Genomic DNA, 25,936 nt, shown 5'->3' with positions numbered 1-25,936 from the left:
TGAAAACAAAAGAATAGACCAGATTGGATTAGGCGGCATGTTTGGAAAACGCGGAAATGAAGGATCCGGAAAGGTCGGAGGTGCGATTGCTCCCCCGCCGCCGGCTCCTGCTGCCGCCCCTGCGGCCTCTTCTCCCTCCATTCTGGTCGAACCCTCTCGCGAGCCCGCACGCCAGCAGGTGACGCCGCCGCCGATGCAGACGCCGCAGCGCAAGCGCCCTGTTCGCACCGATGAATATTACGACACCAAGGCGCAGGTCTTTTCCGCGCTGATCGATACGATCGATCTCTCGCAGCTTTCCAAGCTCGACGGCGAAAGCGCGCGCGAGGAAATCCGCGACATCGTCAACGACATCATCACCATCAAGAACTTTGCGATGTCGATCTCCGAGCAGGAAGAACTGCTCGAGGATATCTGCAACGATGTCCTCGGCTACGGTCCGCTGGAGCCGTTGCTGGCGCGTGACGATATCGCCGACATCATGGTCAATGGTGCCGGCCAGACCTTCATCGAAGTCGGCGGCAAGACGATCGAATCGGAGATCCGCTTCCGCGACAATGCGCAGCTTCTCTCGATCTGCCAGCGCATCGTCAGCCAGGTCGGCCGCCGCGTCGACGAATCGAGCCCGATCTGCGACGCCCGCCTGCCTGATGGCTCGCGCGTCAACGTTATCGCGCCGCCGCTGTCGATCGACGGGCCGGCGCTCACCATCCGCAAATTCAAAAAGGACAAGCTGACGCTCGATCAGCTCGTCCGTTTCGGTGCAATCACGGCGGAAGGCGCGACCGTGCTGCAGGTCATCGGCCGGGTGCGCTGCAATGTCGTCATTTCGGGTGGTACCGGCTCGGGCAAGACGACGCTGCTGAACTGCCTGACCAACTATATCGACAGGGATGAACGCGTCATCACCTGTGAGGATACGGCTGAACTGCAGCTGCAGCAGCCGCATGTCGTGCGTTTGGAAACGCGCCCGCCGAATATCGAAGGCGAGGGCGAGATCACCATGCGCGATCTCGTCAAGAACTGCCTGCGTATGCGTCCCGAGCGCATCATCGTCGGCGAAGTGCGCGGACCCGAAGTATTCGATCTGCTGCAGGCGATGAACACCGGTCACGACGGCTCGATGGGCACCATCCACGCCAACACGCCGCGCGAATGCCTGAGCCGTATTGAATCGATGATCGCCATGGGTGGCTTCACCCTGCCGGCAAAAACGGTGCGTGAGATCATCTCAAGCTCGGTGGACGTGATCATACAGGCGGCGCGCCTTCGCGACGGTTCGCGACGCATCACCCAGATCACCGAGGTGATCGGCATGGAAGGCGACGTCATCATCACCCAGGACCTGATGCGTTACGAGATCGAAGGCGAGGATGCCGGCGGCCGCCTGATTGGCCGGCATATGTCGACCGGCGTCGGCAAGCCGCATTTCTGGGATCGTGCCCGCTACTTCAACGAGGAAAAGCGTCTTGCCGCCGCCCTCGACGCCATGGAAGCGAAAACGAAGGACTAGGCGATAGATGTTCGGGTTTGATCCGATAGTGCTGGCAATCGTCGTCCTCGCCTCCGTCTCGGCGGCGGCGGTCGCCTATGCCTTGATGTATTCCCGGATCGAAGCCGACAAGAAATCGGCAAGCCGCATCGACCGCGTCAAATCGGCCGAAAGCGACCGGGTCAAAGTCAAGGCTGCCCGTGACCGGGTGCAGGAAATGTCGAAGCGCCGGAAATCGGTGCAGGACAATCTCAAGGATCTGGAAAAGCGCCAGCACGAAAAGACCAAGAAGACCCTGTCGATGAAATCCCGGCTGGTGCAGGCCGGCCTGCCGATCACGATCGGGAGATTCTATTTGGTCAGCGCCATCTTCGCCTGCGTGCTGCTGCTCATGGCTTTCATCGTCGGCGTATCGTTGATGGTGATGATCGGTATCGCCGTCGTCGCCGGTCTCGGCCTGCCGCGCTGGGTCGTGGGCTTCCTGATCAAACGCCGTCAGAGCAAGTTTCTCAACGAGCTTCCGAATGCGCTTGATGTGATCACGCGGTCGATCAAATCGGGCCTGCCGCTCAACGACGCGATCCGTCTGATCGCCACCGAAGGCACCGAGCCTGTGAAGAGCGAGTTCCGGCGGGTGATCGAGGCGCAGCAGGTGGGCCTCAGCATCCCCGACGCCTGCGCCCGCATGACCCTCCATATGCCGCTCCAGGAAGTCAACTTCTTCGCCATCGTCATCGCTATCCAATCGCAGGCCGGCGGCAATTTGTCGGAAGCGATCGGCAACCTCTCCAAGGTATTGCGCGAGCGCAGGAAGATGAAGGCCAAGGTCCAGGCGCTGTCGATGGAGGCCAAGGCGTCGGCGGTCATTATCGGTGCGCTGCCCTTCATCGTCGCGACCCTCGTCTATCTCACCTCGCCGAACTATATGATGATCCTCTTCACCGATCCGCGCGGCCATTTCATCATGGGTGTTTCGGCGATCTGGATGTCGATCGGCATCTTCGTCATGCGCAACATGGTCAATTTTGACATTTAGCCGGAAGGACGCCCCATGTCGCAGGACCTTGCCGCCACCCTGACCAATCCGAGCATGTTGATCGCGCTCCTTGTCGCGATCGCGGTATTCGCTACGTTTTATACGATCGCCGTCCCCTTCTTCGAACGCGGCGATCTCAACAAGCGCATGAAGGCCGTTTCGACCGAGCGCGAGCAGATCCGCGCGCGCGAACGCGCCCGCATGAACGCTGAACCCGGCGCCGGCAAGGCCTCGCTCAGGAACCAGAATAATCGTTCGGTCCGCCAGATCGTCGAGCGCTTCAACCTGCGCAAGGCGCTCGTCGACGAGAATACCGTCAACAAGCTGCGTGCCGCCGGTTTTCGCTCGGAGAATGCGCTGAATACCTTCCTCGTGGCGCGTTTCCTGCTGCCGTTCCTCTTCCTGGCGCTTGCCGCCGTCTGGGTCTTCGGCCTCGGCAATCTCGCCGAGAGGGGCATGCCCATCCGCCTGTTTGCCGTCATCGGCATCGGCTATCTCGGCTTCTACGCACCGAACATCTATATTTCGAACCGCATGGGCAAGCGTCAGCATTCGATCAAGCGTGCCTGGCCGGATGCGCTCGATCTGATGCTGATCTGCGTCGAATCCGGCATCTCGATCGAAGCGGCGATGCGTCGTGTGTCGGAAGAACTCGGCGAGCAGTCGCCGCCGCTGGCCGAGGAGATGGTGCTGACCACGGCCGAGCTCTCCTTTCTGCCTGATCGCCGCGTGGCGCTGGACAATCTTGCCACGCGCACGCAGATCGAGCTGGTACGCTCGGTCACGCAAGCGCTGATCCAGGCCGACCGCTATGGCACGCCGGTGGCGCAGGCGTTGCGCGTCCTCGCTCAGGAAGGACGCGACGAGCGTATGAACGAAGCTGAAAAGAAGGCGGCCGCCCTGCCGCCGAAACTGACGGTGCCGATGATCCTGTTCTTTCTGCCGGTACTGATCGCCGTCATTCTCGGCCCGGCCGGCATCCAGGTGTCCGACAAGTTCTGATTCTCGGCCGCCGTCTAAATCGGTTCCGATTTCAGGAATAATCCAGTAACCTTCGATCTCAAACGAGGGTTCTTGAATGTCTTCTGCAGGCGTTTTCATCAGCATCATGGCAGCCCTGGCGGTCGGCGCGATGAGCCCGGGCCCGAGCTTCGTCGTCGTCTCCAGGATTGCCATTTCGCGGTCACGGCTGGACGGTCTTGCGGCCGCACTCGGCATGGGCGCCGGCGGTGTGATTTTTGCCGTGCTGGCGCTTGCCGGTCTGACGGCGCTGCTGTCGCAGTTCGAATGGCTCTATATCCTGCTCAAAGTCGCAGGCGGCGCCTATCTCATCTATATCGCCGTCAATATCTGGAGAGGTGCTGCGCAGCCGCTGGAGGTTTCCGACGCCGGCGATAGTCACCGCGCGCCGAGGCGCAGCTTCACCACCGCGCTCCTGACCCAGCTCAGCAACCCGAAGACCATCATCGTCTATGCCAGCCTCTTTGCCGCGCTTCTGCCAAGGACGGTACCGCTCGATCTCATGATAGTGCTGCCGCTCGGCGTCTTTGCGGTGGAAGCGGGGTGGTATTCGATCGTGGCGCTGGCCTTTTCGGCCCGCCATCCGCGGCGGCTTTATCTCGCGGCGAAGAGCTGGATCGACCGGGCCGCCGGTGCCGTCATGGGCAGCCTCGGACTTCGTCTCATTCTTTCAGGCCTGAGCGCCCGCTAAGACCCCCGTTAAGACTATTGTCAGTTGGTGTTGCCGCCGCCTGCGGCACCCTTGTCCTTGGCGGCAAGCTTCTGCCAGGAATTCTGCTGCGAGAGCATGCCGCGGAGATAGGCGACATTGGCGTCGGCCTGCTGCGGCGAGAGTTCGCGCCGCGCGATCTGCTCGGCTTCCGGGAAACGTCCCTGCAGGCCGACGACGAGGGCAAGGTTCTGTCTGACGCGGCTGTCGGCGGTCGGCTGGCCGGCGGCGGAGCGCAGATAGGTTTCGGCCGTGCGCAGATCGCCGGTCAGCACATAGGACATTCCGAGGTTGGAAAGGATGGAGGGCTCGTTCGGCTGAATGTCGAGCGCGTCGCGGTAGCGCTGTCGGGCGTCGCTTGCCCGGCCCATCTGATCGAGGATCGCGCCTTCCGCCGAGATCAGCTTCCAGTCCGGACGATCAGGTGTCTGAGCGCGGCCGATCGTGTCGAGCGCCTGCTGGAACTGGCCGGCCGCTGCCTGCGCCTTGCCGTAGGCGGCCAGCACGTTGCGGTCGGCGGGGTTGCTGATCGCCACCTGCTGCATGACGGCGAGCGCCTGCGCGTCACGGCCGTTCATCCGCAGCAGATTGGCATAGCTGACGCCGGTGACCGGATCGCGCGGGTTCTTTTCATAGGCCTGACCGAGCCGGTCGGTTGCCGAGCGCAGCTCGGTCGCGTCCATCTCCTCAACCGGCTTGGTGAGCTTCGGCACCGAGCCTGTCGTTATCCGATCCTTGGTCGTCGAGCAGCCGGCGAGTGCCAGGACGATCAGCGATGCGGCAGCGCCCTGCAGGATACGGTTGGTGAATGTGGTGGTGAGCGAGGCCGGCATGACGCGTTTCCCTGGATTCCGAAATCGGCGCCTGACCTCGAAGCGGAACAGGGAAAGGTTTGACGCAATCTTCGCTCCAGCAATAGTCTGTTAACCCTAACAGACCGTTAAGGAACGATTCCCTGACGATCGCCGAAGGACAATCATGGCCCCCTATCAGTTTATCGAGAGACCGACCCCTTTCAACACGAAGGGCGGCTCGACGCTGCCGATCTTTGCCGTCACTCCTGCCCATATCGAGACCGGCACGATCGATCCGATCGCGCTCGATTGGGCGCGCAGGGCTGGCTACAAGGCCGAAAGCGGGTCGCTGCTGCTGATCCCGACGGCCGAAGGCCATCTCGGCGGCGCGCTTTTTGGCCTCGGCACCAATCCGTCCGAACAGCCTTATATCACTGGCAGGCTCGCCCGGGCGCTGCCAGCCGGCGATTGGCACATCGAGACCGCGCCGCTGACGGCAAACCGCCTGGCGCTCGGCTTTGGTCTTGGCAGCTATCGTTTCGATCGCTACAAATCTGAAAAATCGCCGGCGGCGACGCTGATGATCCCCCGCGATGCCGACAGCGCCGACATCAAGCGCCAGCTCGCCGGCGTCTTCCTCGCCCGCGACCTCATCAATACGCCGACGAACGACATGGGGCCGAACCAGCTCGAAACCGTTTTTCGCGGCCTGGCCGCGCATTACAAGGCGGACGTATCGGTTATTACGGGCGACGAACTGCTCGAGCAGAATTTCCCACTGGTCCATACTGTCGGCCGCGCCAGCGCGGATGCGCCGCGCCTTCTCGAGCTGCGCTGGGGCAAGAAGGGCCATCGCAAGGTGACGCTCGTCGGCAAGGGCGTCTGCTTCGATACCGGCGGTCTCGATATCAAGCCCGCCGCCTCCATGCTGCTGATGAAGAAGGACATGGGTGGTGCTGCGAATGTCATGGGGCTTGCCCTGATGATCATGGACGCCAAGCTGAAGGTCGATCTGCGTGTTATCGTCCCGGTCGTCGAAAACGCCATCTCGTCCAATGCCTTCCGCCCCGGCGATATCTATCAGAGCCGCAAGGGCCTGACCGTCCAGATCGACAATACCGACGCCGAGGGCCGTCTGATTCTTGCCGATGCGCTTGCCTATGCCGACGAGGAAGAGCCCGATCTCCTGATCGACATGGCGACGCTGACGGGTGCCGCGCGTGTCGCTCTCGGTCCGGACCTCCCGCCCTTCTTCACCGATGACGCCAATCTGGCGCATGACCTGACCGAGGCGAGCCTGGAAACGGACGATCCGATCTGGCGCTTGCCGCTCTATTCCGGTTACGAGAAGGATATCCGCGCCAAATTTGCCGACCTGACAAATGCGCCGGCCGGCGGCATGGCGGGGGCGATCACCGCGGCCCTCTTCCTCAAGCGTTTCGTCGGCAAGGCGAAGAGCTGGGCGCATTTCGACATTTACGGCTGGGCTCAGTCCGAGCGGCCGCATTCGCCGGGCGGCGGCGAGGCACAGACGATCCGCGCGCTCTTTCATCATATCCGCGAGAGCCTGCGCTGAACGCTGCAACAGGGCATGAGGGACGATCGCATGATCCCGGTTCAGGCATTGCCCCTCGCTGCCGATCGTTAAAATTTTATTCACCCTGCCGGGCGGCAATTCCTGCCGCCTCTTGCATGTCAATGCCAACTGCCGGAAAATGAAACGTTAGCGTAACGATTTTCCGGAGGGGCCGTGCCGATCGAACTGACCGCCTCGCAGGCGCTGGGGCTCTGGCACGGCGTGGCGCTCGATCAGGTCCGCCACGATGACCGCGATTTGACGTTGCGCCAAATGGCGATCCTGCTGCATATTTATCTGGTGCCGCCGCCGCATACGGTGCGCGGGCTTGCCGCGACACTCGATGTCACCAAGCCGGTCATTACCCGCGCCTTGGACACGATGGGCGAGATGGGCCTAGTCGATCGTGTGCGCGACGATACCGACCGGCGCAGCGTGATCATCAAGCGGACCGTCGGCGGCGCGCTGTACCTGGAAAAGCTCGGCGACCTCGTCCGTGATCAGGCCCGCCGGCTACCGCTCTGAAAGGAATCCCAATGACGATGCTCGACCGCCGCCTGCATGCCTATCGGCCCGATCTCGCCGAAGCGGGACTCGAAGGCAAGGTAGAGGCGTCGCGCTTCGTCGAGGGCGCCCCGGCCCGCATTGCCGTTCCGGTCGCCGGCTTGCGCCCAGAACCGAACCTTGCGCGCGGCATCGATACCGAACTGCTTCTTGGCGAGGATGTGACGGTGTTCGATCGCGCCGATGGCTGGTGTTGGGTGAAAGCCGCTTCGGACGGCTATGTCGGTTATCTCCCCGCAGAAGCGCTTTCGCAAGGCGGGCCGGCGCCGACTCATATCGTCGCCGTGCAGCGGACCTTCCTTTATCCGGAACCGGAGCTGCGCAAACCCCACCAGGCCATCCTGTCGATGGGAAGCCGCATCCATGTGGCCGGCGAGGCGGAAGCGCGCGGCAATCGCTATGTCATGCTGGAGGATGGAACCGCGATCTTCGCCAGGCATGTCCAGCCCATCGGCGGGCTTGACGGCGCCGATTACGTCGAGATCGCCGCCCGTTTCCTGGAGACGCCCTATCTCTGGGGTGGACGGTCCGGCCTTGGCATCGATTGTTCCGGCCTCGTCCAGCTGGCGATGCTAATGACCGGCAGAGCTGCGCCACGTGATACCGACATGCAGGCAGCCGGCCTTGGCCGGCCGATCGACCGCTCTGAAATCTGCCGCGGCGACCTGGTGTTCTGGAAGGGCCATGTTGCCGTGTTCGAGGATCCGGAAACCATCCTGCATGCCAACGGCCACAGCATGACGGTGGCGCGCGAGAATTTCGAGGCGGCCGTCAAACGCATCGGCTGGCTCTACGAGCAGCCGACCGGCTACCGCCGCCCGACCGGCTGATCAGCGTCGCGTCTCGCGCGGGTCGAGAAGATCGCGCAAACCGTCGCCGAGCATGTTGAAACCGAAGACGGCGAGCGCGATGGCAAGGCCGGGCAGGATCGCCAGCCAGGGGGCGAGCGCCAGATAGGTTTGCGCATCGGCCAGCATCCGCCCCCAGCTCGGCGCCGGCGGCGCCAAGCCGAGCCCGAGGAAGCTGAGACCAGCTTCGGTCAGGATCGCCAGCCCCAGCTGAATGGCGCCATGCACGATGATCTGGCTGATGATATTCGGCAGCACATGGTGCAGCGAAATGGTCATGCGCGTATTGCCGATCGCGCGCGCCGCCATAACATAGTCGCGGCTCCAGGCCTGCAGCGAAGTGGCAAGCGTCACTCGGGCAAAGACCGGGATCATGAAGACGGCGATCGCGGTGATTGCGGTAAAACGGCCGGGCCCGAGAAAGGCGCCGAGCACCATGGCGGACAGGATCGGCGGCAGCGCGAAAATGACGTCGCAGATACGCATCAGCAGCGTTTCGAAAAGGCCGCGGATCGCCGCCGCCGAAATGCCGGCGATCGAGCCGAGCGTCCCGCCGATCGCAACCGCGGTGATGGCCACCGACAGCGAATTCCAGCATCCCGCCATCAGCATCGACAGCACGTCTCGGCCGAATTGATCGGTGCCGAGCAGGCCGAAGGCGAGCGGCGGCTGCAGCTTGTGGATGATCTGCATTTTTGCCGGCGGCAGCGGCGTCCAGACGAGCGACAGCAGCGCCACGGCAACCAGCAGGCCGACAACCACCGCTCCGAAAACCAGGTTCATTCGCCGGCTAAGTTTGAAGACACGGCGGCGGCTTGCAAATGAGGCGGATACCAGGGGTGCCATGCTTCAGGCCACCTTTCTCATCCGCGGATCGATCGCCAGATAGGAGAGGTCGACGATGAAATTCACCACGATGACCATGGCTGCGAAGAACAGCACGACATCCTGCATGACGACGATGTCGCGCTGGGAAAGTGCCTGGAGCGCGAGCCGCCCGAGGCCGGGTAGGTTGAAGACGTTTTCCACCAGCACCGCGCCGGCGACCAGAAAGGTGAATTGCAGGCCGACCATGGTGAGGATCGGGATCAGCGCATTCGGCACCACATGCCGCCACAGCACCGCGTTGCGTGAGAGACCTTTGGCGACGGCGGTACGGGCAAAATCCTCATGCAGCGTCTCCAGCACCGCTGACCGCGTCACCCGCGTCAACACCCCCGCCTGCGGCATCGCCAGCGCGACGGCCGGCATGAGCAGCGCCTGCAATGCCGGCAACAGACCGGCGCTCCAGCCGGGGAAACCACCGGCCGGCATCAGTCCGAGCATTGTCGAAAATAGGATGATCAACAGCAGTGCCACCCAGAAGGCGGGCACGGCAATGCTGATCTGCGAAAACAGCGTCGCGATGATGTCGAAGACACCGCCGCGGCGTGCGGCGGCCAGCACCCCGAGCGGCAGGGCCATCGCCACCGAAAGCACGACCGCCATCAATGCCAGCGGCAGCGTCACCGCCAGCCGCTCGACGATCAATCCCGCGACCGGGACGCCATAGGTCAGGGAATTGCCGAGATCGCCGGAGAGTACCCCGGCCAGCCATTGGCCGTAACGCAGGATGAGTGGCTGATCGAGCCCGAGATCGTGACGTAGCGCCGCTATGGTCTCCGGGCTTGCCGAGGTGCCGAGCATGATCGAGGCGGCATCGCCCGGCAGGAGATCCATGACGGTGAAGATCAGCAGCGAGACGATGAAAAGGGTGAGCAGGAGACCGGCGAAGCGGCGGGCGAGGAGGTTGATCATGGGCGACGGCCTTTCGACGCCGTATCGCAGTCCTCCCGTTCGCTGGCGAGGGGGTTGGCTAGAAAGCCAACCCCGCTCTCCGTCATCCTCGGCCTTGCTGTAGATAGGTGCGGCGTGGATGCTCGACTCAAGGCCGAGCATGACGGAGGGTGGGGCGGGCAGAAAGAGTCATTCAAGGCGCCCGCGTCAGGCACCAAGTAATGTCGGCCGAGGCTGAACCGACTTGACGAGGCTTGAAGCGGGATGCGCACTAAATCGGCCAAATTCATGTCAGGTCTCACAAGGCCATCACGTCATAGCATCCAGGCCCGCCTCAATCCCCCCAAGAAACCCCAGACAGCACATTCGACGGAATCGGCTCGCTCTCCCACAGCCCCTTCAGCTTCTTGTCCCAGACGCCGAGTTTCGGCATGACGAAGAGGTAGAGCGCCGGCACGTCCTCGGCGAGAATCTTCTGCGCCTCGCCATAGATCGCGTTCTGCGCGGCGGGGTCGGCAGTTTCCTGGACCTTCTTCATCAGTGCGTTGAAGGTCGGGTTCTTGTAGTTGAAATAATAGGGATCCCTGGCGTAGATGTCGATGTCGAGCGGCTCGGCATGGGCGACGACCGTCATGTCGAAGTTGCGGTCCTTCATGATGTCCTGAACCCATTTGGCCGGAAACTCGGTCGGTTCGATATTCATCGTCACGCCGATCTCGGCAAACATCGCCTGCATGACCTCAGCACTGCGCGGAGCATAGGCCATTTGCGGTGATTTAATCGTGAAGGTGAAGCCGTTGGGATAGCCGGCTTCGGCAAGCAGCGCCTTCGCCTTCTCGACGTCATAGGGCAGCACATCAGTCATATCCTGATAGCCCGGATCGTTCGGCGTGTAATGGCTGCCGATCGGCGTGCCGAGGCCGGACCATGCGCCGTCGATCACCGTCTTGCGGTCGATCGCCATCATCAGCGCCTGGCGCACGCGTTTGTCGTCGAACGGCTTCCTGGCATTATTCATGCCGGCGACGACCTTGAGCTCGGTATTGCCGATCCTGGTGACGAGCCTTGCATCGCCGTCGAAAGAATTCATCAGCTCCGGTGCGGCAAATTCCGGAAAGGCATCGAGATCGCCGGATTTCAGCGCCGCCGCCTGCGCCTGCGGATCGGCGATGAAGCGGAAGGTCACCTTGTCGAGCTTGGCGGCCGCAGCCTTGTTCCAATAATCGGCATTCTTTTCCAGTTCGACCTTGGTACCCTTCGACCAGCCGGCAAATTTGAACGGGCCGGTGCCGATCGGCGTCACCTTGTCGTCGGCGGCTGTCTTGGGCGCGACCATAACCGACGCCGGCCAGCCGAGCCAATAGATCAGGCTGCCGGTCGGCGCCGAAAGATGCAGCACCAGCGTTTCGGCGTCGGGCGTGTCGATCGAGGCCATCGAGGCGAAGAAGCGTTTCTGCGGATTGACCGAATCGGCTCCGCGGGCCCGGTCGAGCGAATATTTGGCGCTGGCGGCATCGAAAGCCTCGCCGTCGTGGAACGTGACGCCGGCCTGCAGCTTGAACGTATAGGTGAGGCCATCGGGCGAAATTTCCCAGCTCTTCGCAAGCTGCGGCCGGATCTTGCCGGCCTGGTCGATCGTCACCAGTCCCTCGAACACGTTCTGCCAGGTCACCTGGCCGATCGCCACCGGTGCCGCGATCGTCGGATCGAGACCGGTCGGCTCGACGCTCATGCCGAGAACGAGGGTAGTCTTCGCTGCCTCGGCCGGCACCATCGCCGCCATGATGAGTCCTCCCGCAAGCGCAGCCGTGAGAGAGAGCTGCCGGGCGAAGCGCGCCGAAGGCACAAAGGAAACCTTGATCATCCTGTCCCTGTCTGGCCGCGCTTTAAAGCGAAGGCCTCTGTGAATAGGGCTGCACACATTTTAGCGATTTTTCGCGCTAGGTGTAGCCGAAATAGATACACAGCAAATCCGTTGCAAATTCAAGCGCCGGCGTTAGCCTATGGCCTCCGGCCGGCGGCCCGTTCTTTCGCGCATGAAGTTCTCGATGAAATCGACCAATGTCGCCGCAGCAAAAGACAGCTGTCGGTCCGGCGAGACGCAGAGGTCGACATGGGTGCGGATGCCGGTCTTGCCGGCAAGCGGGATGGCTCGCAACTGGTCTGCTTCGATCTCGCGGCGAACGGCAAGCGCCGGCAGCAACGTGGCCGCAGCCCCGCTGAGAACGAGCTCCTTCAGCATCTCGATCGAACTGGTGACGAAAACGGGATCGAGATCCAGCCCCTCTTTTTCGATCAGCGCGTCGAAGGCCTGACGGAAGCCAAAGGAATGCTCCGGCAATGCCAATGGGTAGTCGGCAAGGTTCCTCAAGGAAATATCAGTCTGCGCGGCGGCCGGATGCTGCGGCGTGACGATGAGATCATAAGCGATCTCGGAGCGCAGCCGTATCTTCGTACCCGAGATCGGCGGTGAAAACAGCGTCACGGCGATATCCGCTGCGGCGCTGCTGACGGCGTCGACTGCCTGCCGCGCGCTGCTGATCGTCACCGTAAAGCGCAGCTTTGGATATTTCAGGCTGAATTCTGCAAGCACCGGCGCCAGCAGACTGGTTAGTGTGGCGCCATTGGCATAGATGCTGACATGGCCGTGTTGCAGACCCTTGAGGTCGTCGATGAGTTGCTGCACGTGATCGAGTTCGCGCAGCGTACGGCCGGCGCGGGCGGCAAGCAGCTCGCCTGCGGCCGTCAGCCTGACGCCTCGGGAGCTGCGCTCGACGAGCGATGCGCCGAAATGAGATTCGAGGTTTTCGATCTGCCGGCTGATCGCCGTCGGTGCGACATTGAGGTTCTCGGCCGCCTGGCGCATCGAATTGGTCTTGACCAACTCGTCGAAATACATCAGCGCCCGGATCTGCATTCACGTCTCTCCGCCATTCGGCATGTTCGATCTGTCCATCCATGTCGCCCGGTTGCGGGATAACGACATGCATGAAAACAACGAGCTTCAGGTTGCGACCCTATTCAATCAATGACCATTGGGATAGCGGTCGCGCCATGCCATTTGCGCCCCCTCGACCGGAAGGGCGCTCGCCATGTAGACGCCGCGGGCGATCGCCCGCGCCATGACGATGGTGGCAAGGTGGCAAAGCTCCATCAGGCTCGCCATGTCGTCACGTCGATGCCTGGCCGTCGAAGCGGCAAAGATCGTGTCGCCGTCGAGCGGCAGGTGCGCCGGCAGCAGCGCTCGGGCCAGACCGTCATGGCCGGCGAGCGAAAGTCGGTGCGCCTCGGCCTTGGTCAGCTGCGCGTCGGTCACCACCGCGCCGATCGTCGTCGCCGGCGTGTCCATCCCTTTCAGCCGCATCCGGTGGTCGGCCACCGCAGGCATGCCGAGCCCGCCGAATTCTGCGTCTTGTTCGAAGGGTGCCGCCCAGAAATGCGGCCCGTCAGCGATCGTTGCCGAGCCGAGCGCATTGACGGCGACGATGGCCGCGACACGATGGCCGGCGCTGCTGACGGCGCTGGCTGAGCCGAGCCCGCCCTTGGAAGTGGCCGTCGTCGCCCCGGTCCCGGCGCCGGCGGTGCCGAGTTCAAATGCGCCCTTGGCGGCCGCCTTCACAGCCGCATAACCCATGTCGCGATAGGGCGAGTGCAGGCCCCAATCCTTGTCGCCGCCGTTCAGCAGATCCATCAGGATCGCCTGCGGCACGATCGGTATGCGCACCGGCCCGACGGCGAAGCCACGGCCGAGTTCGCGCAATCCCGCCTGCACGCCGCCGGCGGCATCGAGCCCGAAAGCCGAGCCGCCGGAGAGCACGAAGGCATCGACGGCGTTGACGGTCATCGACGGGTCGAGCAGGCCGGTGTCTCGCCCGCCCGGCGCACCGCCGAGCACCGTGCCGGACGCAACGGCCGGTTCGTCGAAGACGATGACCGTGACGCCGGAACCAAGCACGAGGTCGGTCGCGTGCCCGACGGAAACGCCGTCGATATCGGTGAGCAGATTGAGAAGGTCGGGCAAGGGCGGATCCTTATGCGGAAAGGCCGCCGATAGGACTGCAATTGCCCTCAAAAAACAAGACCGGCCCCAAATGGCGGGACCGGTCGGACAGCGGGAAAGGCCGTGAATGCGATGCCGGCCGCATGCCGTCAGGCATGAAGCGGCTTCGGATGACGGCGGGTCATCAGATCGTGGATGGCCAGCCGCACCTCATCGGGCGAGCCGAAACGCTGCTCGTCGAGGTCGTGGACATGAAATTTCACGGCGATGAATTTCAGCCGGTCTTCATCGGGAATGACGATCCCGACGGGAACGCCTGCATATTCGATAACTTGCTTCTTCATAGATAGAACTCCTGCCGCGCGAGATGCACAGCCATGGCGAATTGACTTGTCTGGTACCGTTGAAAGGAGGACGAACGTCACATTCGACAGTTCGGGCGGGAGAGGGCGCCCGGACGGTCATTGCCAAGCGCTGATCGCCCAAGGAGATCGGCGAGAATATCGATGTCTATCATGCTCGTTCCTTGCGTTGGCGTTGCGCTTGAGTGGTCCCGGAAGAGCCCGGGGCCGGTGATGGCTGCCTTTGATAATCTACTAACTTGATAGAGATTACCCGATAGCCTGCCAGAAACATATTCCGAAACGTGTCAAAATATCGGCGATCCGAAAAAATTCATTCCGCCGAAGTTTGAACTTACAGAAAGAAACATATCAGCTCTTCGTAAAATTCACATGACAGAATCAGAGTTTCATCGATCACCGCGGCAGACATAGGAAGCCTTGCTGTCTCCGGCAATGGGCCATTTCGTTAAAATCGAAATGCCTCGAAATGACCGATTTGGTTAATGCCGAAAGACCCGTGTCACCAGCCCTCGTCGAGCACCTTTTCCAGCATGTCCGCGAAGAAATCGGCGCTTTCGATACTGAGGCAGAGCGGCGGCTTGATCTTCAGCACATTTTGGTGATCGCCGGTCGGCTGCATGATGACGCCGAGATTGAGCAGCCGGTCGCAGATGGCAGCCGTCTCTTCCGTCGCCGGCTCCAGCGTCGTTCTGTCGCGGACGAATTCGAGGCCGAGATAAAGGCCCATGCCGTGCACGGCGCCGGCGATCGGATAACGGTCGATCAGCGCCGCAAGCCGCGCCTTGAGATGATCGCCGACCGTCCGGGCATTTTCCTGCAGCGCCTCCTCGGCCATGATGTCGAGCACCGTCATGCCGGCGATGCAGCTGACCGGGCTGCCGCCGGTGGAGGAAAAGAAAGTGCCTTCCTTCTCCAGCGACTGCGCGATCTCCCGCCTGGTGATGACGGCGCCGAGCGGATGGCCGTTGCCCATGCCCTTGGCGACGGTGATGATATCGGGCACCACCCTTTGCTGCTCGAAACCCCAGAAATAATGGCCGAGCCTGGAATAACCGACCTGCACCTCATCGGCGATGCAGAGGCCGCCGCGGGCGCGCACCTCTGAATAGACCTGGCTTAGATAATTGTCCGGCAGCGGAATGCCGCCGGCATTGCCGTAGACCGATTCGCAGATGAAGCCGGCAAGGCCCTCGCCGCGGGCATCGATCGCCTCCAGCACGGGCGTTATGGCGCCGAGATAGCTGGCCGCCGTATCGGGACCGCGGAATGCGCCGCGATAGGTATTCGGCGACAACACGGCATGCACCCAGTCCGGTCGGGTGGTCAGCGCCTGCGGGTTGTCGGCGATCGAAGTGGAGACGGCGTCGCTCGCCGCCGACCAGCCATGATAGGCTTCGAGCAGGCAGAGCATGTTGCGCGCGCCGCTGTGAGCCTGCGCCAGCCGGATCGCCAGATCATTCGCCTCCGAGCCGCTATTGACCAGGAAGACCGTATCGAGCCCATCCGGGGCCAGTGCGGCAAGGCGTTCCGAAAATTCGGTGATCGCGGCATAATGGAAGCGCGAATTGGAGTTGAGCCGCAGCCATTGGGCGCTGATCGCCGCCGCGACCTTTGGATGGCCGTGGCCGAGAATGGAGACGTTGTTGACCATATCGAGATAGGCCCGGCCCTCGACGTCGAACAAATGCTCCCGCCAGCCGCGCTCGATTTGCGGCGGCGCCGCGTAATAATTCTTCTGCGCTCCTGCAAGATGCGCCTGCCGCCTGGCGAGCAGCTCGGCGGCTTCCGGTCTCGGGGCATCGGCTTGCCTGTCGAGAAGCAGCGCGGCAGAAGGGCAGAGCACCGACCAGGCCGGCGCCTCGCGCGGTGTGGCAAAGAGCGGCGGCTCGAGCCCGGCGACGCAGCAAAGCTGCACGCGCAGCCCGCCGAGCGACGAAGCCTCGCCGACAACCGTGCCGAGCGGGTCGCCGGCGGCGATCTCGGCCTCATCCTCGACCGAGAGGTCGAGCCCGTCGAGGTGAAGGGTCATGCTGTCGCTGGTCAGCGTCAGATGCTGGTCCTTCCAGCCGACGCGGCCGGCAAAGGGCGCGGCGATCGCGCTGCCTGCGGCAAGGCAGATGTCGACATGCAGGGCACAGGTCGCCTGTCTCCTGGCGGTTCCCGCCCGAGAAAGCCGATATTCGCCATAGCGCGTCGCTGCCGTCCCGTTTTCGGTCGCAGCGCGAGCAAGCAGCCGCCAGTCCATGTCGGAATTCAGCCAGTTGCCGGCAGAAAAATACGGGCTGCGCACCCCAAGGTCGACATAGGCGATCCCGGCAGGATCGATGTCGGGCAGCAACGGCAGCCATTCCGACGTTTCCGGGGCGGCAATGTTAGCACCGGCCGCCTTGATGATCGCCGCTTCCATCAGCTCGAAGGGAACGGACATCGCCGTATCGAAGATCGCCCATTCGCGGTCGAGATTGCCGCGGACATAGTCATTATCCGGATCGACCGAAATCTGCTGCTCGCCGCTGGCGACAAGAATAACCGCGCGCGCCACCACCAATGGCCAGAGCGCCTTCAGCTCCTCTTCGGTCAGCGGATAGATCGCCTGATAGGCGGTGACGGCAGGCAGGATATGAAAAGGGTCGCCCTCTGCCTGATGCAGCAATGAAGCGCAGGTGACGGCGAGGTCGCCGACCAGCCAGCCGCGGATGATGTCGCCGAAATCGATCACCCCGTCGGGGATGGTGTGGCCATGGACATTGCGGTGACCGACGACATTGTCACCGGTGACGTCGTGATGCACCGCCTGCAGCCGGAGCGACGGCGCCAGCGGCTGGATGCGGCGAACCGCCATCACCATGGTCTTGGCGATCCGGTCGCGCGCGGCGCTGTCGGTGATGGCGGTAAGCAGCTGCACCGCGACCGGCCCGGCCCGCCTCAAATCCCATTGCAGGCTGCGGTCGAGGCCGGGATGATTGAAATCGGCAAGCGCCTGCGCCAGTCTTGCGCAGAGGGCGCCGAGTGCGGCGACGGAAGCCGGCGCCACATAATTCAGCTCCGTCAGCCCCTGGCCTTCCAGATATTCCAGCAGCCGGACCTGGTAGCCCTGTCCGCGCACGGTCAGCACGACGATCTCCCGCCCGTCATCGGTGGCGATCAGGTTGGGAACGCGTGGCGCATCCTGCCTGCTCTTGAGGTGATGGATCGCGGCATTCTGCGCCTCGAGTTCGCGGGTCTCGTAGGCGGCATGGCAGATCTTCAGGACGTAGCGACCGCGATCGCTATCGACGCGGTAGTTCCGATCCTGCTGGCTGCCGAGTTCGGCAAGGATGCCGGACAGGCTGTAATGGGCGAGAAGAATCTCTTCCGCGTCGGCAACGGTCACGTCCGGACGCGGCAGCGCCATGCGATCAACAAGCGCCTCGTCGGTCATGACACCCACCCCTCCCACAGCATGATTCGATTACCTATTGAAAGCGATAATCAAATACTTGCCGCTGGCAGGCAACGGGAGATTGTCGTTTGCCAGCAAAAGAGATGTGGGTCTCGGCCGCGCTCAACCCATGCGTTCGGAAGCGTAGCTGCCGGGGCTGGCCGGGAAGACCACGGTTCTATTGCCGTTGATGAAGGTGCGGTGGTGGATATGGGCGTGGATGGCGCGCGCCAGCACCTGGCTTTCGACATCGCGGCCGATCGAGACATAGTCATCCGGCGACTGCGCATGGGTGATGCGCGCCGTGTCCTGCTCGATGATCGGGCCTTCGTCGAGATCGGCGGTGACGTAATGGGCGGTCGCGCCGATCAGCTTGACGCCTCGGCCGTAGGCCTGCTTGTAAGGATTGGCGCCCTTGAAGCTCGGCAGGAAGGAGTGGTGGATGTTGATGATCTTACCCGACATCTTCTGGCACATCTCATCCGACAGGATCTGCATGTAGCGGGCGAGCACGATCAGTTCGGTGCCGGTCTGCTCGGCCACATCCATGATACGGGCTTCGGCCTGCACCTTGTTGGCCTTGGTGACCGGGATATGGTGGAAGGGGATGTCGTGGTTGACCACGACCTTCTGGTAGTCGAAATGGTTGGAGACGACGCCGACGATATCGATCGGCAGCGCGCCGATCTTCCAGCGGTAGAGCAGGTCGTTGAGGCAATGGCCGAAGCGCGACACCATCAAGAGCACCTTCATGCGCTTCTCGCTGTCGTGGAATTCGTAGTCCATCTCGAAGGGCGCGGCGACCGCTGAAAAATCGGCGCCGATTTCGGTACCCGACAGCCCCTCTTCGGAAATAAAGGAGACGCGCATGAAGAACTTGCCGGTATCAAGATCGTCGAACTGCGAGCTGTCGATGATGTTGCAGCCCTTGTCGGCCAGATAGCTGGAGATCGCCGCCACGATGCCGCGCGTCGATTTGCAGGATACCGTCAATACATAGCTTCTCATGTCTTTCCCTCTTCCCTCTCCAAGACCGCCGCCGTGCTTAGATCAAAGCCTGGGCCGCGAATAGGCCGGCGCGCTTTCATTCCTGCGACAAATTGCAAGACAAACCATCACGTTCCTGCAAGTTCTCTCATCGCTAGTGCCAGCTTAGGAGAAGTTGCGCGAAACGCTGTGCCGCCAGCGCCGCCGGGATGCGTATTCTCGCCTCAGGGGCTGAAATAAAGCATGTCGCGCAAAGCTGTTGAGCAATTTGCGACATCGAGATGCGGGAATGAAGCGCGGTCAGCGAATCCAGGGGATCGCGACATGTTTTAGGCCGGCGGGCGGCTGGCGACCGCCACCTTCCGGCGCGGCGTGGTGATTTCATGGATGATGGCGCCGCCGATCGACGAGAGCACCAGCGCCAGGATCACGAAGAGCACCGGCTGCTGCAGGATGCCGACCGGCAGGCGGTCGGCGACGACCCTCAGGAACGCCAGCGTGAAGGCGTGGGTAATATAGATGCTGTAGGAGCAGTCGCCGAGATAGTTCAGCCATCCCAGAACCGGCAGCCTGGAAAAGTCGATGGAAACAGCGCCGTAGACGATGAAGATCGCCGGGATGCCCCATGCGTAGAACCGGCTTTCCGGCCGCATCAGCGCCTCGTTGATGAAGAGGAACGCAAAGCCCAGGGCGAACACCACCCATGCCCAGCGGTTCGGCAGAAGCAGCTTCTGCCCGTAGAGCCAGCCGAGCACGGTGCCGGCGAGAAACTCCAATATGATCGGCTCGCCGTAAAACCGGGTGGCCGTCGTTTCCGGCGAGAGCCGGCAGACGATCAGGATGACGGCAAAAACGGCAAACATCGCCGGGATGCGACGGACTTCCGAGAGCGGCAGCAGCAGCGCGAAGACGAAGTAGAAGAACATTTCGTAATTCAGCGTCCAGCCCGGAACGACCACCGGAGTGATCGTGCCGGGATCGGCGGGATTGCTCCACGGCAGGAAGAACAGCGAGGCGATGAGATGCGGCAGGTCGAACACCGTCGATTTCAGCAGTGACGGGGCCACCAGCGCCACGGCAGCCGAAAACAGCGTTGCCAGCCAATAGAGCGGAACGATCCGTTTGATGCGCCGGCGGGCGAAATCGACCGAGCTCATCGCCCGCCCGCTCGTCGTCAGCCACATGACGAAACCGCTGAGCACGAAGAAAATGTCGACACCGGTTTCACCATAGACGAAGGCGGTGGCGTCGACCGCCGGATTGACCTTGGCAAGCTGCAATATCGCGTGGAAATAGACGACCATCAGCGCCGCGACGGCGCGCAGATATTGAAGCTGGACAAGCATCTGGTGTCTTGCTCCCTCGGGCGTCGGCCTCAACCGGCCGCTGCGGTCAACTCTCTACATCTGCCGCACCACCCTGCCGGATGCGCGGGCTGTCGTGGAAGCGCATATATCCGACGACGAACCAGAGGAGACCGGCGATCTTCATCGAGAAAACGGCGGTTCCCCCGATCATCATATTCAGAAAAATGAAAAGAGAAAGTGAATGGGCGCAGCGTCGCTGCGCCGCCGTGCGCCCGGCGGGAAAGAGGCAGACGAACAGCCAGAGGGCGATGACGCCAAAGATCGTCGCCGCGTAGATCAGGTAGACATAGCCGCTGTCGGCGAATTCGGCGACCCGGTCGACCGAAAGCCCGAGGATGGCGAGCGGATCGAGTTCCATGATCTTCTTCATCGTCAGGTTGATGCGGCCGGTGAAATTGTCGCCGGTCGCATTGGGTTTCAAGGTGTAGACGACAAAACCCGCGGCGACGATCAGCGGCATCAGCGCCAGATTGAAATTCTTCGGAATCTTCGGAAAGACGAAATAGCCGGCGATGCAGGCAAAACAGAAGATCAGCATCGTGCGGGTGTCGTTCGTCACCAGGATTAGCACGGCCGTGGCGATGAACAGCAGCCGGTCCCAGCGGCCTATTCTTTCCCACATTGAAATCAGGTAGATCGCAATCACGCCGCAGAAATTGGCGAGCGACACCTGTTCGAGGAAGATCGACGAGGAGCGGTGGTCGATGATGCCGAAGGAGAAGCGCTCGGGAAAACCGAGCGCGTTCTGAAACAGGCCGGTCGTGTTGTAGCTGAGCGGCAACAGCCCGCGTGTATTGGCGAAATAATCGGACGGATGCACGATGCTGACATAGAACGGCACGCTGATGATCTCGAAGATCAGGAAGATCAGCACGGCAAGGCTTGCGCAACGAAAGGCGAGCTTCATCGTCTTTTCGTTGCTCCAGCCCCCGAGCCCGGAGAAGCAGAAGATGATCAGAATGTTGCGGAAATGATCGATGAACAGCATGCGGTTGAGAACGCTGACATAGATGGTCACGACAAGCGTGAACAGCAGGAACAGGAAAGCCGGCAGATCGGTCTCGTAAATCCCCTTGTGCAGGATGTAGATGATGGCGCTCGCCATGATCAGCCCTTCGCTGGCGGCGACATGCGTCATCGAGAGCGGCACGATGTTGTGATTGATGAAGGCGAGAATGCCGTTGTAGAGCACCGACAGCAGGCCGAGCCAGAGCAAGGTATGATCGATCCGCGCCGCTTTTCCGGCTACAGTGCGGGCTTCGGGGAAAGCTGCAGTCTGGTCGAGGACCGACATTTTCATTTCCTCGCCGGCTTGACGGCGGAACAATTGCCGGCGTCAACCTTTGCCGCCTCGGCCAGAAGCCGCATCTGCAGCCGCTCGGGGCTCTTTCGCGGCTGGACGTTGAAAGGCTCGTTGGCCGGCCACCATTCGCCCGCTGCCCAATAGGACCAGCCGAGCCAGGCGTCGCCATTGCCGGTCAAGGTAGCGTAGATCTGGGTCAGCCCCCTCATGCAGTCCTTGTCGGCGGCGGCGCCGAATTCGCCGAGAAAGCCGCGCTTGTGGTTCCGCTTCAGCCAGGCGGTGACGCCGGCGATCGCTTCGACCGCGGCGTCTGCCCCTTCGCAGGTCGGGTGGGTTCCGGAGGAATCGACGTCGAGATACTGGTGGACCTCATAGGCGTAGAAATCGAGCGGATCGCGCACGCCGAGCATGACAGTACCGTTGGCGCCGCCGATCACGTCCTTCTCCCAGCTGTGAGCGCCGCTCCACGCCGTACCCGGCACCAGAATGAGATTGCGAGCGCCGACGGCGCGGATGCTGCGGATCGCCGCATTGGCGGCATCGAGCCAGTCTGTCGCTTTGATGTCGTGCGGCTCGTTCATCAGGCCGAAAAGAATACCATCCTGATTGGCGAATTCGACCGCGAGCCTTGCCCAGAAATCAGCGAAGGTTGCATCCGTCGCCGGCGCCGTGCCGACCTGGGTCTTGTCGTAGTAGCCGAAATTATGTGGGTCGAGCAGCACGGCCATGCGGTGCTTGCGGATCAGGCCGACAGTATCCTTGATCCGCTTGAGCTCGTCCTCGTCGAGCCGTCCGCCGAGCGCTGGCTGCAGCCGCTCCCAGCGAAAGGGGAGCCGAATGATCGTCATGCCCTTTTTGGCGAAATAGCTGACCGTCTCTTCGCTGGGATAGGTGTAGTTGGTATCGTAGGTGCCGCCGCGCTCCCCATATTCGCCGCCGGAAAGATTGACGCCGCGGTAACAGGGTGCGTCGGCCGCAAGGGCCGGGGAGGGGACGAGCGCGGCGGCAAGCAGCGCTGTCAGATGTCGTCTCGCCCTCATCGCTACCTCTCGCAATCGCGTCAAATCGCAACATTGATGTCGCTGAGATCATTTTAACGGTCCGTTAGCTAAGAATTTCTAAAGTCTCGGTACCTCGGCTTCAGTCTTTCACGCTGGGCGGGACACGAGTGCGCGTATGAACCAGTATGACAGGAACAGGGTAAGCCGGCTCCCTGGCTGGCGCAGTTTTGAGCCGTCTCAGACTGCACCTGAAGGCGTGCGTTTGCGCAGTCCTGTCGTCCGTCCGGACGATTTCGTCCCCCCGCTGCCTGAACCCGCCCCTCCTGCCCCCCCTGCCTTTGCGCCGCCGCCGGCAAGGGTTGCGCAAACCCGGCAATCCGAGCGTCCGGCGCCGCCGCCCGTAAAACAGCCTGTCGTCGACGCGCCGTCGAACGCTGCATCCGCGCCTGACGCGCCCCTTCTCGATCTCCGCTCCAGTATCGCCGCGATCTGGAGCCGACGGCTGGTCGTGCTCGCTCTGGCGCTTCTCGGCGCCGTTGCCGGCGGGGCGGTGGCGCCCACCATCGGGCAGAAATTCACCGCCGTCAGCAGCCTCTATTTCGATCCGCGCCAGATCGGCCTTGCCGATCCGGGTGCGCAATCTTCGGGACCCTCGCCGGAAATGATCTCGACGCTGATCGACAGCCAGGTGCAGATCCTGACCTCGGGCAATGTGCTGCGCCGCGTCGTCCAGGCCATGAAGCTCGACCAGGATCCGGAATTCACCGGCGGCCGCGCCGATGGCGCCGCCGTGATCGGTACGTTGCAGAAGGCGCTTGTTATCACCCGCGAGGCCACCACCTACGTCGTCTCGCTTGCCGCGACGACAAATGATCCGGAAAAATCCGCAAGGCTTGCCAACCAGGTCGTCACCTCCTTCACCGAGGAAGAAAACAGCGCCTCGAACGGCATCTACGAAAACACCTCCGCGACGCTCGACGAACGCCTCGACGATCTGCGCCGGAAGGTACTGGAGGCCGAGCAGGCTGTCGAAACCTTCCGCGCCGACAATGACATGGCCGCGACCGAGGGCAATTTGATCTCCGATCAGCGGCTCGTCTCGCTGAACACGCTGCTGGTGACGGCGCAGGAAAAGACCATCCGGGCGAAGGCGCGCGCCGATGCCGTCGCCAATCTCCGCGTCGAGGACATCGTCGCCGGCAATCAGGCGGAAGGCGGCGTCACCTCGCCGCTAGTCAGTCTGCGCCAGCAATATGCCACCCAGGCCGCCGCCGTCGGCAGCCTTGAAAGCCAGATGGGCACGCGCCATCCGCGCCTGCAAGCGGCCCGCTCCTCGCTGCAGAGCATATCAGGCGAAATCAAGGGCGAGTTGCAGCGCCTCGCCACCTCGGCAAGGGGCGAGTACGAGCAGGCCAAGGCCGCCGAAGACAGCGTCGCCAAGGAATTGGCCGTGCAGAAGGCGCTGCAGGCGAGCACCTCCGACAAGCAGGTTGAATTGAACGAATTGCAGCGCAAGGCGACGGCGGCACGCGATATTTACGAGACGGTTCTGAAGCGCTCCAGCCAGACGAGCGAGGAGCAGAACCTCAACCGGAGTAACATTCGCGTCATCTCGCCGGCCGACCCGCCGGTCAAGGCCGATGGTCCGGGCAAGAAAATCCTGCTGGTCGCCGGCATCATCGGCGGTTTTCTTGCCGGTTTCGTCGTGGGCGCCGGTTTTGCGATCCTCGCAGGCCTCTTCGGCCACCCCGTTGTCAGAAGTTATTTCAGGAAGCCGCCCGCTGCGGCCGCTTGATGCCGGCTTTTGCTTTCCCTACATCAGCAGAGCGGCCTGTTGCCGGCAGGAGAGTGCCATGCGGCTTGTAATGACGCTTCTGATATTGCTCGTTGCCGCATCCGGCCTTGTCCCCTCGTCCGCCCTTGCCGTCGACTGGACGAAATCACTCGATTCCGGTGTTCAACCCCTCTATCCCTACAAGGGCCTTCCCGGCGTCAAGGCGCAGCCGGACAAGAAAGAAGAAGAATCCTATAATTGCCGCACCGAAACCGTCCAGATCCGCCGCCGTTACGACGAGATCTTCCGCTCCGGCGGCATGCCGACGCTGATGTATGTCTGCGAACGCGACGGTTTTGTCACCACGGGCGGCAAGGTGCCGCTACGCGGACATTATCAGCCGGTGCGGTAGGCGCTTCAGGCGGTTGGAAAACGCCCAGGCGACGACTGCCGGAAACGTTCGACTGGAAGCTCCATCTTCAGATAGTCGAAGCCGGCATTTGCTTCGGACCGGTCGACGATCGAATATTTGATCATACCCTCTTCTTGGGCGCGCCGCAGCGGTAGGCTTTCGGTCGTCGCAAAGCCCAGCCGCTTGTAAAGACCGATCGCTTTTTCATTGTGGGAGAAGACCTGTAGCTCGGCAGTTTTGACCTTAAGCTCGGAAAACATCCATTCCAGCAACGCCATGCCGCAATGGAACATCAGGTTGCCGATATCGCTCGGCCGGCCGCGGATGACGTTGTCGAACTCAGCCGAGCCGGGCCGAATGTTGCAGATGCCGAAATTGCCGAACCGGTTTCCATGGGGATCGCAAATGACGAATAGGATTCGGTCGGCTGCGGGCAGCGAGATGGTTTCGAACCACCGCCGCGTGCGTTCCTCGGTGGCGGTGAACTGGGTGAGGAAAAACGGCATCGACTGGTTGCGCCACGTCGTCAGGTCGTCGATCAGGCCGGGCTCGTCGAGCAGCGACCTGTCGATGCATTGCAGGTCGCCCACATGCCTGCCGCTAGCGTCCCTGATCGGCAGCCGGAGCTGTCTGGCCGGATCCGCATTATCCTTGAGGCTGACGATATCGACCTGCGCCATGAACGACGATCCCTGATTGTCTGCTCACGCCTTACGGCAGACGCAGTAACCGCCCGGCGAGGAAGACAGCACGAGTTTGCCGTTCAGAACCGGGTCGACTTCGAAACGGTCGGTTTCAGTCAAATAGTCAGTGACGGCCTTCAGCGGTTCATTGCCGCGCAGCCAGACTTTGGAGCGCTTAGTGAAGGCCTGTTCCTCGGTCAGGTGGCCGATGAGCGTGTCGGCGACGACGAGGTAGCAGCCTTCCGTTACCAACGGACCGTAAGCGCGGCATTCGGCCAGAACGTGCTCGTAGGAATGGTCGCTGTCGAGCACCACCATCACCCGGGCGCCCGGCGGAATTTCGGCCTTCACGGCGGCAAGCACGTCGTCGTCAACCGAACCGCCCTGGATCATCTTGATCCGGCCCGACATCGGATGAGATTCGATCGACTCGCGATTATGGGCGCGGATGTCGATGTCGACGCCGACAACTTTGGCCTTGTCGTTACCCATGGCGGCGAGGATTGATGCCATGAAGATCAGCGAACCGCCGCGCGCGATGCCGGTTTCGATGATGACATCGGGCTTGGTCGCCCAGATGACTTCCTGGGTCGCCAGTATATCGACCGGAAGCTGGATGATCGGCACGCCCATCCACGACCAGAGATAGAAGTAGTCGAATTTGTCGAGCCCGATCAGCGTGTTCAGCGATTGTTGGAAACTTGCCTCGTCCTTGCCGAGCGCAAGCGACATTTCGCGCTTGTGGGCTTCGAATTCGAGACGATCGTCCTTTATGGTCATGACTGTTCTTTGTCCTTCGCTGTAGGGC

Annotated in this window: 23 protein-coding genes; 9 read left to right on the top strand and 14 right to left on the bottom strand. The window is 62.2% G+C overall.

Annotated features, from left to right (window positions below; all coding sequences use genetic code 11):
* Nucleotides 1–37: 37 nt before the first annotated feature.
* The 4 genes from FFM81_RS20045 to FFM81_RS20030 all read left to right on the top strand — a co-directional run bounded on the left by FFM81_RS20045 (nucleotide 38) and on the right by FFM81_RS20030 (nucleotide 4,239).
* Entirely contained in the window at nucleotides 38–1,513 is a 1,476-nt protein-coding gene (locus tag FFM81_RS20045; RefSeq protein ID WP_003571079.1) for a TadA family conjugal transfer-associated ATPase, read from the top strand.
* 7 nt (nucleotides 1,514–1,520) lie between these two features.
* The gene (locus FFM81_RS20040) at nucleotides 1,521–2,528 is read left to right on the top strand and encodes a type II secretion system F family protein (protein ID WP_003571078.1); all 1,008 of its coding nucleotides are present in this window, start codon (nucleotides 1,521–1,523) and stop codon (nucleotides 2,526–2,528) included.
* A gap of 15 nt (nucleotides 2,529–2,543) precedes the next feature.
* A complete protein-coding gene (locus FFM81_RS20035) occupies nucleotides 2,544–3,530 on the top strand; it encodes a type II secretion system F family protein (protein WP_003571077.1) in 987 nt (328 codons plus the stop codon).
* Between the two features lie 76 nt (nucleotides 3,531–3,606).
* Nucleotides 3,607–4,239, top strand: coding sequence for a LysE family translocator (locus FFM81_RS20030; protein WP_138386126.1), 633 nt, complete (start codon nucleotides 3,607–3,609; stop codon nucleotides 4,237–4,239).
* A 20-nt stretch (nucleotides 4,240–4,259) separates the two neighbouring features.
* Here the strand turns inward: FFM81_RS20030 and FFM81_RS20025 are convergent, their stop codons facing one another.
* A complete protein-coding gene (locus tag FFM81_RS20025; protein ID WP_138386127.1) occupies nucleotides 4,260–5,090 on the bottom strand; it encodes a tetratricopeptide repeat protein in 831 nt (276 codons plus the stop codon).
* Nucleotides 5,091–5,235: 145 nt separating this feature from the next.
* Between FFM81_RS20025 and FFM81_RS20020 the strand changes: the two genes are divergently transcribed.
* The 3 genes from FFM81_RS20020 (at nucleotide 5,236) to FFM81_RS20010 (ending at nucleotide 8,021) form a co-directional block, all read left to right on the top strand.
* Complete coding sequence (locus tag FFM81_RS20020; RefSeq protein WP_025417503.1) at nucleotides 5,236–6,627, top strand: leucyl aminopeptidase family protein; 1,392 nt, start codon at nucleotides 5,236–5,238, stop codon at nucleotides 6,625–6,627.
* 174 nt (nucleotides 6,628–6,801) lie between these two features.
* A complete protein-coding gene (locus FFM81_RS20015) occupies nucleotides 6,802–7,152 on the top strand; it encodes a MarR family transcriptional regulator (RefSeq protein WP_003571073.1) in 351 nt (116 codons plus the stop codon).
* Nucleotides 7,153–7,163: 11 nt separating this feature from the next.
* Nucleotides 7,164–8,021: a C40 family peptidase gene (locus FFM81_RS20010; RefSeq protein WP_025417504.1), complete on the top strand. Its 858-nt coding sequence runs from the start codon at nucleotides 7,164–7,166 to the stop codon at nucleotides 8,019–8,021.
* Here FFM81_RS20010 and FFM81_RS20005 read toward each other — a convergent pair whose 3' ends face one another.
* The 11 genes from FFM81_RS20005 to FFM81_RS19955 form a co-directional block, all read right to left on the bottom strand.
* A complete protein-coding gene (locus FFM81_RS20005; RefSeq protein ID WP_138386128.1) occupies nucleotides 8,022–8,885 on the bottom strand; it encodes an ABC transporter permease in 864 nt (287 codons plus the stop codon). It abuts the gene before it with no gap.
* A gap of 3 nt (nucleotides 8,886–8,888) precedes the next feature.
* Complete coding sequence (locus FFM81_RS20000) at nucleotides 8,889–9,836, bottom strand: ABC transporter permease (protein WP_097535243.1); 948 nt, start codon at nucleotides 9,834–9,836, stop codon at nucleotides 8,889–8,891.
* A 313-nt stretch (nucleotides 9,837–10,149) separates the two neighbouring features.
* A complete protein-coding gene (locus tag FFM81_RS19995; RefSeq protein WP_138386129.1) occupies nucleotides 10,150–11,679 on the bottom strand; it encodes an ABC transporter substrate-binding protein in 1,530 nt (509 codons plus the stop codon).
* A 132-nt stretch (nucleotides 11,680–11,811) separates the two neighbouring features.
* Nucleotides 11,812–12,732, bottom strand: a complete 921-nt coding sequence (locus FFM81_RS19990; protein ID WP_097535239.1) for a LysR family transcriptional regulator — start codon at nucleotides 12,730–12,732, stop codon at nucleotides 11,812–11,814.
* Nucleotides 12,733–12,840: 108 nt separating this feature from the next.
* On the bottom strand, nucleotides 12,841–13,836 hold the full coding sequence (locus tag FFM81_RS19985; protein WP_097535237.1) for a P1 family peptidase: 996 nt from the start codon (nucleotides 13,834–13,836) through the stop codon (nucleotides 12,841–12,843).
* 128 nt (nucleotides 13,837–13,964) lie between these two features.
* Entirely contained in the window at nucleotides 13,965–14,159 is a 195-nt protein-coding gene (locus tag FFM81_RS19980) for a hypothetical protein (protein ID WP_003544544.1), read from the bottom strand.
* A gap of 520 nt (nucleotides 14,160–14,679) precedes the next feature.
* The gene (locus FFM81_RS19975) at nucleotides 14,680–17,601 is read right to left on the bottom strand and encodes an aminotransferase (RefSeq protein WP_138386130.1); all 2,922 of its coding nucleotides are present in this window, start codon (nucleotides 17,599–17,601) and stop codon (nucleotides 14,680–14,682) included.
* A 123-nt stretch (nucleotides 17,602–17,724) separates the two neighbouring features.
* The gene (gene purU, locus FFM81_RS19970; protein ID WP_003571064.1) at nucleotides 17,725–18,609 is read right to left on the bottom strand and encodes a formyltetrahydrofolate deformylase; all 885 of its coding nucleotides are present in this window, start codon (nucleotides 18,607–18,609) and stop codon (nucleotides 17,725–17,727) included.
* A gap of 308 nt (nucleotides 18,610–18,917) precedes the next feature.
* Complete coding sequence (locus tag FFM81_RS19965) at nucleotides 18,918–19,934, bottom strand: acyltransferase family protein (protein WP_138385371.1); 1,017 nt, start codon at nucleotides 19,932–19,934, stop codon at nucleotides 18,918–18,920.
* Between the two features lie 46 nt (nucleotides 19,935–19,980).
* The gene (locus FFM81_RS19960; protein ID WP_138385372.1) at nucleotides 19,981–21,249 is read right to left on the bottom strand and encodes a hypothetical protein; all 1,269 of its coding nucleotides are present in this window, start codon (nucleotides 21,247–21,249) and stop codon (nucleotides 19,981–19,983) included.
* Between the two features lie 2 nt (nucleotides 21,250–21,251).
* The gene (locus FFM81_RS19955; RefSeq protein ID WP_138385373.1) at nucleotides 21,252–22,298 is read right to left on the bottom strand and encodes a glycoside hydrolase family 5 protein; all 1,047 of its coding nucleotides are present in this window, start codon (nucleotides 22,296–22,298) and stop codon (nucleotides 21,252–21,254) included.
* Between the two features lie 136 nt (nucleotides 22,299–22,434).
* Here FFM81_RS19955 and FFM81_RS19950 point away from each other — a divergent pair, with 136 nt between their 5' ends.
* Together FFM81_RS19950 and FFM81_RS19945 are read left to right on the top strand one after the other, a co-directional pair.
* On the top strand, nucleotides 22,435–24,054 hold the full coding sequence (locus tag FFM81_RS19950; protein ID WP_128399779.1) for a GumC family protein: 1,620 nt from the start codon (nucleotides 22,435–22,437) through the stop codon (nucleotides 24,052–24,054).
* 58 nt (nucleotides 24,055–24,112) lie between these two features.
* Nucleotides 24,113–24,445, top strand: a complete 333-nt coding sequence (locus tag FFM81_RS19945; protein ID WP_138385374.1) for a hypothetical protein — start codon at nucleotides 24,113–24,115, stop codon at nucleotides 24,443–24,445.
* A 5-nt stretch (nucleotides 24,446–24,450) separates the two neighbouring features.
* On the opposite strand, the gene FFM81_RS19940 is transcribed toward FFM81_RS19945, so the two are convergent.
* Entirely contained in the window at nucleotides 24,451–25,125 is a 675-nt protein-coding gene (locus FFM81_RS19940; RefSeq protein ID WP_003571052.1) for a GNAT family N-acetyltransferase, read from the bottom strand.
* 24 nt (nucleotides 25,126–25,149) lie between these two features.
* The gene (locus FFM81_RS19935) at nucleotides 25,150–25,908 is read right to left on the bottom strand and encodes a cephalosporin hydroxylase family protein (RefSeq protein WP_025417515.1); all 759 of its coding nucleotides are present in this window, start codon (nucleotides 25,906–25,908) and stop codon (nucleotides 25,150–25,152) included.
* Nucleotides 25,909–25,936: the final 28 nt, after the last annotated feature.

Origin of the sequence: Rhizobium hidalgonense (assembly GCF_005862185.2) — a bacterium.
Taxonomy (GTDB): Bacteria; Pseudomonadota; Alphaproteobacteria; order Rhizobiales; family Rhizobiaceae; genus Rhizobium; species Rhizobium hidalgonense.
Note: the sequence above shows the minus strand (reverse complement) of the source record. Positions and strands in the feature narration are given on the sequence as shown.

Excerpts from the sequence above, each read along its gene's own strand:
- FFM81_RS19995 (WP_138386129.1), bottom strand. The coding sequence starts at position 11,679 with ATGATCAAGGTTTCCTTTGTGCCTTCGGCGCGCTTCGCCCGGCAGCTC.
- FFM81_RS20020 (WP_025417503.1), top strand. The coding sequence starts at position 5,236 with ATGGCCCCCTATCAGTTTATCGAGAGACCGACCCCTTTCAACACGAAG.
- FFM81_RS20025 (WP_138386127.1), bottom strand. The coding sequence starts at position 5,090 with ATGCCGGCCTCGCTCACCACCACATTCACCAACCGTATCCTGCAGGGC.
- purU (WP_003571064.1), bottom strand. The coding sequence starts at position 18,609 with ATGAGAAGCTATGTATTGACGGTATCCTGCAAATCGACGCGCGGCATC.
- FFM81_RS19980 (WP_003544544.1), bottom strand. The coding sequence starts at position 14,159 with ATGAAGAAGCAAGTTATCGAATATGCAGGCGTTCCCGTCGGGATCGTC.
- FFM81_RS20010 (WP_025417504.1), top strand. The coding sequence starts at position 7,164 with ATGACGATGCTCGACCGCCGCCTGCATGCCTATCGGCCCGATCTCGCC.
- FFM81_RS19940 (WP_003571052.1), bottom strand. The coding sequence starts at position 25,125 with ATGGCGCAGGTCGATATCGTCAGCCTCAAGGATAATGCGGATCCGGCC.
- FFM81_RS19955 (WP_138385373.1), bottom strand. The coding sequence starts at position 22,298 with ATGAGGGCGAGACGACATCTGACAGCGCTGCTTGCCGCCGCGCTCGTC.
- FFM81_RS19975 (WP_138386130.1), bottom strand. The coding sequence starts at position 17,601 with ATGACCGACGAGGCGCTTGTTGATCGCATGGCGCTGCCGCGTCCGGAC.
- FFM81_RS20040 (WP_003571078.1), top strand. The coding sequence starts at position 1,521 with ATGTTCGGGTTTGATCCGATAGTGCTGGCAATCGTCGTCCTCGCCTCC.
- FFM81_RS19960 (WP_138385372.1), bottom strand. The coding sequence starts at position 21,249 with ATGTCGGTCCTCGACCAGACTGCAGCTTTCCCCGAAGCCCGCACTGTA.
- FFM81_RS20045 (WP_003571079.1), top strand. The coding sequence starts at position 38 with ATGTTTGGAAAACGCGGAAATGAAGGATCCGGAAAGGTCGGAGGTGCG.
- FFM81_RS19965 (WP_138385371.1), bottom strand. The coding sequence starts at position 19,934 with ATGCTTGTCCAGCTTCAATATCTGCGCGCCGTCGCGGCGCTGATGGTC.
- FFM81_RS19935 (WP_025417515.1), bottom strand. The coding sequence starts at position 25,908 with ATGACCATAAAGGACGATCGTCTCGAATTCGAAGCCCACAAGCGCGAA.
- FFM81_RS20035 (WP_003571077.1), top strand. The coding sequence starts at position 2,544 with ATGTCGCAGGACCTTGCCGCCACCCTGACCAATCCGAGCATGTTGATC.
- FFM81_RS19945 (WP_138385374.1), top strand. The coding sequence starts at position 24,113 with ATGCGGCTTGTAATGACGCTTCTGATATTGCTCGTTGCCGCATCCGGC.
- FFM81_RS20000 (WP_097535243.1), bottom strand. The coding sequence starts at position 9,836 with ATGATCAACCTCCTCGCCCGCCGCTTCGCCGGTCTCCTGCTCACCCTT.
- FFM81_RS20030 (WP_138386126.1), top strand. The coding sequence starts at position 3,607 with ATGTCTTCTGCAGGCGTTTTCATCAGCATCATGGCAGCCCTGGCGGTC.
- FFM81_RS19950 (WP_128399779.1), top strand. The coding sequence starts at position 22,435 with ATGAACCAGTATGACAGGAACAGGGTAAGCCGGCTCCCTGGCTGGCGC.
- FFM81_RS20005 (WP_138386128.1), bottom strand. The coding sequence starts at position 8,885 with ATGGCACCCCTGGTATCCGCCTCATTTGCAAGCCGCCGCCGTGTCTTC.
- FFM81_RS19990 (WP_097535239.1), bottom strand. The coding sequence starts at position 12,732 with ATGCAGATCCGGGCGCTGATGTATTTCGACGAGTTGGTCAAGACCAAT.